Source organism: Allobosea sp. ASV33, assembly GCF_016428755.1.
In the GTDB taxonomy this organism is placed as follows: domain Bacteria; phylum Pseudomonadota; class Alphaproteobacteria; order Rhizobiales; family Beijerinckiaceae; genus Allobosea.
Genome location: NZ_JAELTI010000006.1, coordinates 101,821 through 109,980, shown reverse-complemented (window position 1 = coordinate 109,980; position 8,160 = coordinate 101,821). Strand labels below are relative to the sequence as shown.

Below are 8,160 nucleotides of genomic sequence, written 5' to 3'. Positions count from 1 at the left end.
CCCCCCCCCCCCCCCCCCCCCCCCCCCCCCCCCCCCCCCCCCCCCCCCCCCCCCCCCCCCCCCCCCCCCCCCCCCCCCCCCCCCCCCCCCCCCCCCCCCCCCCCCCCCCCGTTTTCATGCAAGGTTAATCGTCGGCAGCGTCAGATGTGTATAAGAGACAGCCCTTGGCCTCGCAGCCGCTCTGGGTCGTCGCCGGCGATCGGCTGGAGGGCGTGCGCGCCCACGGCATCTACGGTGCCGGCCTCTACAAGGGGCTCGACCTCAAGCTGAAGCGCTGAACGTCTTCGGCGCCGCGCGGTGGGAACCGCGCGGCGCTTTTTCTATGTCTGGCCACTAGGGAGGAATTGTCATGACGATCACGGTCATCAAGAACGCCGAAGTCGTTGTCGCCTGGGATGCGGAAGCCTCCCGGCATGTCTATCTGCACGGAGCCGATGTCGCCTTCGAGGACGGCACGCTGCGTTATGTCGGGCCCCGCTACGAAGGGCCGGCCGACGAGACCGTAGACGGCAGCGGGCGCATGGTCATGCCGGGCCTCGTCAACATCCATTCGCACCCCTCCAGCGAGGCGCTGAACAAGGGCTTCCTCGACGAGCTCGGCTCGCCCGCGCTCTACAATTCCTCGCTCTACGAGTTCATGCCGATTCTGCGTCCGGACGCCGAGGCCGTGCCGGATTGCGTGCAGGTCGCCTATTCGGAACTGCTGCTCTCCGGCGTCACCACGCTCGCCGACATGTCGGTCGCTCATCCCGGCTGGATCGATCTGGCTGCCAGTAGCGGCCTGCGCGTCTGCCTCTCGCCGATGTTCCGCTCGGCCCGCTGGTACACCAAGAACGGCCATGTCGTCGAATACGAGTGGGACGAGAAGGCCGGCGTCGCGGCCATGGAGCAGGCTTTCGCGGTCATCGAGCAGGCGCAGAAGCATCCGTCCGGCCGGCTCTTCGCGATGGTTTCTCCTTCGCAGATCGACACCTGCAGCGAAGGCCTGATCAAGGACAGCTACGCCGAGGCCAAGCGCCGTAACCTGCCCTGGCAGATCCATGCGGCCCAGTCGACGGTCGAGTTCCACGAGATCACCCGTCGCCATGGCGTGACGCCGATCCAACGGCTGGAGAAGCTCGGCGTGCTCGGCGACACCAGCATCGTCGGCCACGGCATCTTCCTCGACGATTACCCGCGCGTCGCCTGGCACAGCCGGCGCGACCTCGCGCTGCTCGCCGAGACCGGCACGATGGTCGCCCACTGCCCGACGGTCTTCATGCGCCGCGGCATCGCGCTCGACGATTTCGGCCGCTATCGCCGCGCCGGTGTCCGCATCGGCCTGGGCACCGACACCTATCCGCACAACATGCTCGAGGAGATGCGCCATGTCGGCTATGTCGCCCGCATGATGGCGGAGAACCCGCGCACGCTCACCACCACCGACATCTTCGAGGCCGCGACCACGGCGGGCGCCGCCGCGCTCGGCCGCGACGACATCGGGCGCCTGGAAGCCGGCTGCAAGGCCGACCTCGTTATGGTCGATCTCACCCATCCGATGATGCAGCCGCATCGCGACCCCGTCCGCAGCATGGTCTATGCCGCGGCCGAACGCGCCGTCGACCGCGTCTATGTCGACGGCAGGCTCGTGGTTCGCGACGGAACCGTCCTGACCATGGACTATCCGGCCGCAGCCTTGCGCCTCCACGAGGCCCAGAAGCGGACGGAAGCGGCGGCGCCCGCCAATGACTGGATCAAGCGCCCGGTGACGGATTATTCGCCGCTGACCTTCCCGGTGAAGTGAGGGGAACCCCCGCGGTCATGCTCGGGCTTGACCCGAGCACCTCATGAAGGAGAGGCAGCGGAGCCTTTCCCTGCCAGAGATTCTCGGGTCTGCGCTTCGCTTCGCCCGAGAATGACCCCTGCGATTTCGGGGTTCAGGGCGCATCGCCGCATCGTGAGCCCCCTGCGTCACGCCGCCCGCTTTCGGACGGCGCGATCCGGCGTTAGGTTGTGCCCATGTCGCAGGCAGACGAGACAACGCAGGCGGAGGCCGGCTCTTCGAGCCGTCTGGGCCTCATGCTGATCGGCGGAGGCTTCTTCGCCCTGTTTCTCACCGGCCTGCTGCTTTGGTGGCGCGAAGGCGATCGGCTTTTCACCGATGGTCTGATCGCCGCCATCGTGGCCTGTTTCTAGGCATCGGTCCGACAAGTGGGAACCGGTTTTCGGATCCGCCCGATGCCTGGAAAAAACGCTGTCTAGCGGCTGCGGCCGCCTGCCCGGGAAAACGTTCGTGAACCGCCGTCTCGTCCTGCCCCTCGTCGTCTTCCTGGCCGGGGCGCTCGCGCTCGCAGCCGCCGCGATCCTCACCTTCTCGCCCGGCCGCCAGGGTGGCGGCAGCGGCAGCGGCACGGCCAGCGTCGGCGGCCCGTTCACCCTGACGACGCAGGACGGCAAGCCGCTTTCCGACACCGACCTGAAGGGCTCGCCCTTCCTGGTCTTCTTCGGCTTCACCCATTGCCCCGACATCTGCCCGACCAAGCTCTTCGAAATCTCTGAGGCCCTGCGCGCGGCCGGCGACGGCGCCAAGGCGAAGGGGCTTAAAGCGCTCTTCATCACGGTCGATCCCGAGCGCGATACGCCGGACGCGATGAAGAGCTATCTCGGCTCCTTCGATCCGCGCATCGTCGGCCTGAGCGGTGACCGGCCGGCGATCGACGCCGTGATCAAGGCCTATCGCGCCTATGCCAAGAAGGTCCCGCTCAAGGATGGCGACTACACGATGGACCACACCGCGCTGGTCTATCTGATGGGCAAGGACGGCAACTTCGTCGGCGCCTTCAATATCGAGCAGCCTCCGGCGCAGGCGGCAGCGGAATGGTTGCGTCACTCCTGACCGGCTCTACAGGCGCGCGTCGGCGCGCCAGCCCATGCTCGGTCTTGTTCCAGGCGAAGCGGCGGTTGAAATAGTCGTAGAAGGCCATCCAGGCGGCGACCGAGACCAGCGCGTAGTAGAGAGGCAGCAGCGGAACGAGCAGCAGCAGGCCCGGCGCACCGCGTCGCAAAGCTCCGACGATCGGCGGCACGAACAGCGCGACGCTGCCCAGGAGCCAGACGCCGAGCGCGATGATCGAGGTGAGGGTCGCGACGGTGCCCACCGGCTCGAACAGCGAGCCGTCCCAATAGGCGATCAGCGCGGCGATGGCGAAGGCGGGATAGCCGAGAGCGGTCGCGACCGTACCGAAGACCAGCGACAGGAAGGCAAGGGTCGCGGCGAGGCCGGCCTCGCGGAGCAGGCGCAACGGCGCGCGCGAGTGCGTCACCAGCGTCTGGATATAGCCCTTGATCCAGCGCGAGCGCTGCTTCAGCCAGGCAGGAATGGTGACCGGCGCCTCTTCGCGCGTGTTCGAGGGCAGGTCGCCGATGCGATAGCCGGCGCGCACCAGCCGGAAGCCGAGATCGGCATCCTCGGTGACGTTCCAGGCATCCCAGCCGCCGACCGCGCGCAGCGCCTCGGTCCGGAAATGGTTCGAGGTCCCGCCCAGCATGATCGGCAGCTGGAACTGCAGCAGGCCGGGATTGAGCACCTCGAACAGCCCGGCATATTCCAGCGCGAACAGGCCGGGCAGCACGCCTTCCTCGGCATGGTCGATCACGAGCCTGGCCTGCAGGCAGCCGAGCTCCTTCGGGCCGCCGAGGAAGCGCGCCGCCGCCATGCGCAATTGCTGCGGGTCCGGAATGTCCTCGGCGTCGAAGATGGTGAAGAGCGAGCCGCGCGCTTCCAGTAGCGCCAGGTTCAGCGCGCGCGGCTTGGTCCGTGGCTGGCCGGGTGGCGCGACCGTCACCGAGAAATGCGGCGGCAGCGCCATCTGCGCCAACGCGCTACGCATGCCGGTATCGTCGGCCTCGATCAGCAGGCGGATATCGAGCTTGGCCGGGGGATAGTCGAGCGCGCCGAGCGCATCGACCAATTGCCGGAGCACCGCGAGCTCCCGGTAGAGCGGCACCGCGACGGTGTAGACGGGCAGGCGCGACTCGTCGATGCGCCAGCGATGGCTGCGCCAGAGATCGGGGGACGAGCGTTCGATCGAGGCCGCCAGCCGCAGCAGGATCAGGCCGAGGAAGAGCGGGCCGAGCAGCAATGCAAGCCCGAAGAAGGTTTCGAGCGGGGCGAAGACGCCGCCGAGCGCGGTGGTGGCGACCCCACCTCCGGCGGCGATCACCTGGCCGCGGCTCGCCCCGGTGCGCGCGCTCTCGCGCGCCAGCCCGGCAGGGTCGAGCCCGGCCGCGTGCTCCGCCAGGGTTTCGGCATTGCTCTGGCGCAGCGCGCCTGCGAAGCGGCGCGGCGTCGTCACGGCGATGTCGCCGCGGTTGCGCGGCCCGGCCTCCAGCATCCGCCGCAGCGCTGGTCCTTCGGGCGCGAGGATGAATCGGAACCGCAGGTCGTCGATCGTTGGCGCAATGCCCTGGCGCAGGATCGCCTCATGCCCGCCGCCGGGCATCGGGCGCGGCGGCTGCGGCAGGAAGGCGAGCCCCATCTCGTTCGCGAGCGCCCGGTAGAAGCCGGTCTCGTCGATCAGGCCGAGCGCGATCGCCTCGCGGACCGGTTCGGTGCGGTTGCGCCGGGATATGTCGGCAACGCGCGCGAGAAGCGAAGGCGCCAGGCCGTGCCGCGTCAGGAAGGCGAGTTCGACCGGCAGGCCGGTTGGACCCGGCCCGCGCCCGATCGGACGGTCGTCGTTACCGCTGCCCCCCACTGGCCCCGGTTCCGCTCCACGCGACGATGCCCGGCGCGGATGCGCCGGAAACAAGCTATGCTTGTCGCTGCCGATGCGAGAGTCGAGAGGCCGAGCCTAGAACTTTGGGCGAGGCCGGGGAGCGTCAGCGCGCGGCCAGGATCTCCGCGACCTGCGGGATGTCCTTGTCGCCGCGGCCGGAGAGGTTGATCACCATCAGGTGATCCTTCGGCTTCTGCGGGGCAAGATCGGCGACGCGGGCGAGCGCATGCGCGCTTTCCAGCGCCGGGATGATGCCTTCCAGCTTGGAGATCAGTTGGAACGCCTCCAGCGCCTCCTCGTCGGTGGCCGAAAGGTACTTCGCCCGGCCGATATCGTGCAGCCAGGAATGCTCCGGGCCGATGCCGGGATAGTCGAGACCGGCCGAGATCGAATGGGCGTCCTTGATCTGCCCGTCATCGTCCATCAGCAGGAAGGTGCGATTGCCGTGCAGCACGCCGGGGCGCCCGCCGCTCAACGAGGCCGCATGCAGGCCGCTCGGAATGCCGTGGCCGGCGGCTTCCACGCCGTAGATTTCGACGCTGGGATCGTCGAGGAACGGGTGGAACAGCCCCATCGCGTTCGAGCCGCCGCCGATGCAGGCGACGAGCGAATCGGGAAGACGGCCTTCGGCCTCCTGCATCTGCTCGCGGGTCTCCTTGCCGATGATCGACTGGAAATCGCGCACCATTGCCGGATAGGGGTGCGGGCCGGCGACGGTGCCGATGCAGTAGAAGGTCGTGCCGACATTGGTCACCCAGTCGCGCAGCGCCTCGTTCATGGCGTCCTTCAGCGTCTTGGTGCCGGATTCGACCGGAACGACCGTGGCGCCGAGCATTTGCATGCGGAACACGTTCGGCGCCTGCCGGGCGACGTCGACCGCGCCCATGTAGACGATGCATTCCAGCCCGTAGCGGGCGCAGAGCGTCGCGGTGGCGACGCCATGCTGGCCGGCGCCGGTCTCGGCGATGATGCGCTTCTTGCCCATGCGCCGCGCCAGCAGGATCTGGCCGAGCACGTTGTTCACCTTGTGGGAGCCGGTATGGTTCAGCTCCTCGCGCTTCAGGTAGATCTTGGCGCCGCCGAAATGGTCCGTCAGGCGCTCGGCGAGATAGAGCGGCGAAGGTCGGCCGACATAATGCTTCAGGCCGCTGGTCATCTCGGCGTGATAGGCCGGATCGGCCTTGGCGGCGTTGTAGGCCTCTTCCAGTTCCAGGATCAGCGGCATCAGCGTCTCGGCGACGAAGCGGCCGCCGAACAGGCCGAAGCGGCCGTTCTCGTCCGGGCCGTTGCGATAGCTGTTCGGGGTCGAGGGGGCGTTCATGCGCTCGAGCTTTCCTGTCCTGCCGCCGCGGCCTTGCGGGCCGCCGCGATGAATTCCGCGATCCGGTGGGGGTCCTTGATCCCCGGCGCGCTTTCGACGCCTGATGATACGTCGACACCGGCCGGATGGGTCACCTGGACCGCCTCGGCGACATTCGCCGGATCGAGCCCGCCCGATAGCATGAAGCGCTGCGAGGGGTCGAGACCGCCCAGCAGCCCCCAGTCGAAGGGCTTGCCGTGCCCGCCGGGGAAGGCGGCATCCTTCGGCGGCTTGGCGTCGAGCAGGACGAGATCGGCGGCATCGCGATAGCCCGTGACAGCTTTCAGGTCTTCCGCCGTGGCGATGCCGAGCGCCTTCATCACCGGCCGGCGAACGGCACGGCGCAGCGCCGCAATCTGCTCGGGCGTCTCGCGGCCATGGAATTGGAACCAGTCGGGATTGAGCGCGGCGGCAAGCTCTGCCGCCTGCTGCTCGCTCCAGTCCACGATCAGCGCGACGATCTCGGTCTTGCCACGCGCGATCGCCGCCAATTCCTTGGCCCGCTCCAGCGTGACGTAGCGCGGGCTCTTCGGGTGGAAATTCAGCCCGATCATGTCGGCGCCGGCCGCAAGTGCAGCCTCCAGCGTCTCGGGTGTCGAGAGACCGCAGATCTTGATCAGGAAGGGCGAACCATTGGACATGGCGCGGCGTTTAGCACGGTCCGAGCGCCGGTGCATGCCGTACTTGCGACATGATGGCGAAGGAAGCCATGTTCGGTCAGAGCGAGGAGGGGGGCGGATTGATCCGGCTGGGCATGGGCAGGCGCGGTTTGGCGATGGCGGCGGCGCTGCTTGCCGTGTCCGGCCTCGTCGCGGCGACGTTCTACTATATCGGCCAGCCGCGGACCTTGCGCCTCGCTGTCGGCCCGCTCGGCTCCGAGGATGCCCGCATGGCCGCCGCCTTCGTACAGGGTCTCAACCGCGACAAGGCCGCCGTGCGCCTGCGTCTCGTCCTCACGGAGGGCTCGGAGGACAGCGCCAAGCGGATCGATGCCGGCCAGGCCGATCTCGCCATGCTGCGCGCCGACATCGCCATGCCCTCGACCGCCGACACGGTGCTGATCACGCGCCGGACCTATCCGTTCTTCATCACCGCAACCGAAACCGCGATCGGCCGCATCGCCGATCTGCGCGGCCGCAAGATCGGCGTCGGGCGCAATCCGGCCGGCAATATCACCCTGCTGAAGCGGGTTCTGGCGCAATACGAGGTCAGGCCCGAGGAGGTCGAGATCGTCGGCCTGAACCAGGAGGAGATCGTCTCGTCGGCGAAGGAGAAGCGCATCGACGCCTTCTTCTCGATCAATGCCGTCGGCTCGCACACCAACAATGACGGCTTGCGCCGTCTGCGCGAGGCCTGGGGCAACGACCCCGTGCTGATCCCCGTCCGCGAGGCCGATGCGCTCGCCCTGCATTACCGCGCGATCGAATCCGGCGAGATCGTGCGCGGCGCGCTCGGCGGCGACCCGCCGCGCCCGGCCGAGAGCCTGCCGACGATCGCGATCACCTCCCGCCTCGTCGCGGCGCAGAGCCTCGACGACAATCTCGTCGGCGAACTGACCAAGGATATCCTCGGCCTGCGCCTGACGCTGGCCTCGGAACTGCCGGCCGTGCAGGCGCTGGAGACGCCCTCGACCGACAAGGACGCGCCGCTGCCGGTCCATTCGGGTGCGGCCGCCTATATCGACGGGGAGCAGGAGAGCTTCTTCGACCGCTATGGCGACTGGTTCTATATCGGCGCCATGGCGCTCTCGGCCGTGGGCACGGGCGGCGCCGCCCTGCTCGGCCGCGAGAGCGCCAACCGGCGCCGGCGGGCGATGGCGGGTCTCGACGAATTGCTGGAGCTCCTCGCCGTCATTCGATCCTGTGAGGACGAGGCGGAATTGATGCGCCTCGGTCATGAGGCCGACCAGATCCTGACGCGTGTGCTGGCGGATTATGCCAAGGGCGATCTCGACGTGGCCGCGCTCGCCGCCTACCGGCTAGCCATCGATCAGGTCGGCCGGGCCGTGGCTGAACGGCAGCGCGCGCTGGCGGAGGCTTGAGC

At 68.5% G+C, this 8,160-nt stretch carries 8 protein-coding genes; 5 read left to right on the top strand and 3 right to left on the bottom strand.

All coding sequences use genetic code 11. The features are described 5' to 3' along the window. The first annotated feature begins 146 nt into the window (after positions 1 to 146). The 4 genes from JHD80_RS29055 (at position 147) to JHD80_RS03610 (ending at position 2,875) form a co-directional block, all read left to right on the top strand. Entirely contained in the window at positions 147 to 278 is a 132-nt protein-coding gene (locus JHD80_RS29055) for a hypothetical protein (protein ID WP_282568353.1), read from the top strand. A gap of 71 nt (positions 279 to 349) precedes the next feature. Further along, entirely contained in the window at positions 350 to 1,783 is a 1,434-nt protein-coding gene (locus JHD80_RS03620) for an amidohydrolase family protein (protein ID WP_199085004.1), read from the top strand. A gap of 209 nt (positions 1,784 to 1,992) precedes the next feature. Further along, on the top strand, positions 1,993 to 2,175 hold the full coding sequence (locus JHD80_RS03615; protein WP_199085003.1) for a hypothetical protein: 183 nt from the start codon (positions 1,993 to 1,995) through the stop codon (positions 2,173 to 2,175). A gap of 97 nt (positions 2,176 to 2,272) precedes the next feature. Continuing rightward, positions 2,273 to 2,875 (top strand): SCO family protein, encoded by a 603-nt coding sequence (locus tag JHD80_RS03610; RefSeq protein WP_199085002.1) that lies wholly within the window; start codon positions 2,273 to 2,275, stop codon positions 2,873 to 2,875. Here JHD80_RS03610 and JHD80_RS03605 read toward each other — a convergent pair. From JHD80_RS03605 to JHD80_RS03595, 3 genes are all read right to left on the bottom strand, one after another. Next, positions 2,820 to 4,736, bottom strand: coding sequence for a glycosyltransferase family 2 protein (locus JHD80_RS03605; RefSeq protein WP_199085001.1), 1,917 nt, complete (start codon positions 4,734 to 4,736; stop codon positions 2,820 to 2,822). The two genes, JHD80_RS03610 and JHD80_RS03605, sit on opposite strands and share 56 nt — an antisense overlap. Before the next feature lie 124 nt (positions 4,737 to 4,860). Then, entirely contained in the window at positions 4,861 to 6,078 is a 1,218-nt protein-coding gene (trpB, locus tag JHD80_RS03600; protein ID WP_199085000.1) for a tryptophan synthase subunit beta, read from the bottom strand. Beyond that, positions 6,075 to 6,758, bottom strand: a complete 684-nt coding sequence (locus JHD80_RS03595; RefSeq protein WP_199084999.1) for a phosphoribosylanthranilate isomerase — start codon at positions 6,756 to 6,758, stop codon at positions 6,075 to 6,077. The genes trpB and JHD80_RS03595 overlap by 4 nt, the downstream gene beginning before the upstream one ends. 68 nt (positions 6,759 to 6,826) lie before the next feature. On the opposite strand from JHD80_RS03595, the gene JHD80_RS03590 reads away from it, so the two are divergent. Next, positions 6,827 to 8,158 carry a TAXI family TRAP transporter solute-binding subunit gene (locus JHD80_RS03590; protein WP_199084998.1) on the top strand — a complete coding sequence of 444 codons (1,332 nt, stop codon included), beginning with the start codon at positions 6,827 to 6,829 and terminating at the stop codon, positions 8,156 to 8,158. Positions 8,159 to 8,160: the final 2 nt, after the last annotated feature.

Bases quoted from the DNA above. Each gene is read 5' to 3' on its own strand.
- JHD80_RS03620 (WP_199085004.1), top strand. From the start codon at position 350: ATGACGATCACGGTCATCAAGAACGCCGAAGTCGTTGTCGCCTGGGAT.
- trpB (WP_199085000.1), bottom strand. From the start codon at position 6,078: ATGAACGCCCCCTCGACCCCGAACAGCTATCGCAACGGCCCGGACGAG.
- JHD80_RS03595 (WP_199084999.1), bottom strand. From the start codon at position 6,758: ATGTCCAATGGTTCGCCCTTCCTGATCAAGATCTGCGGTCTCTCGACA.
- JHD80_RS03590 (WP_199084998.1), top strand. From the start codon at position 6,827: ATGTTCGGTCAGAGCGAGGAGGGGGGCGGATTGATCCGGCTGGGCATG.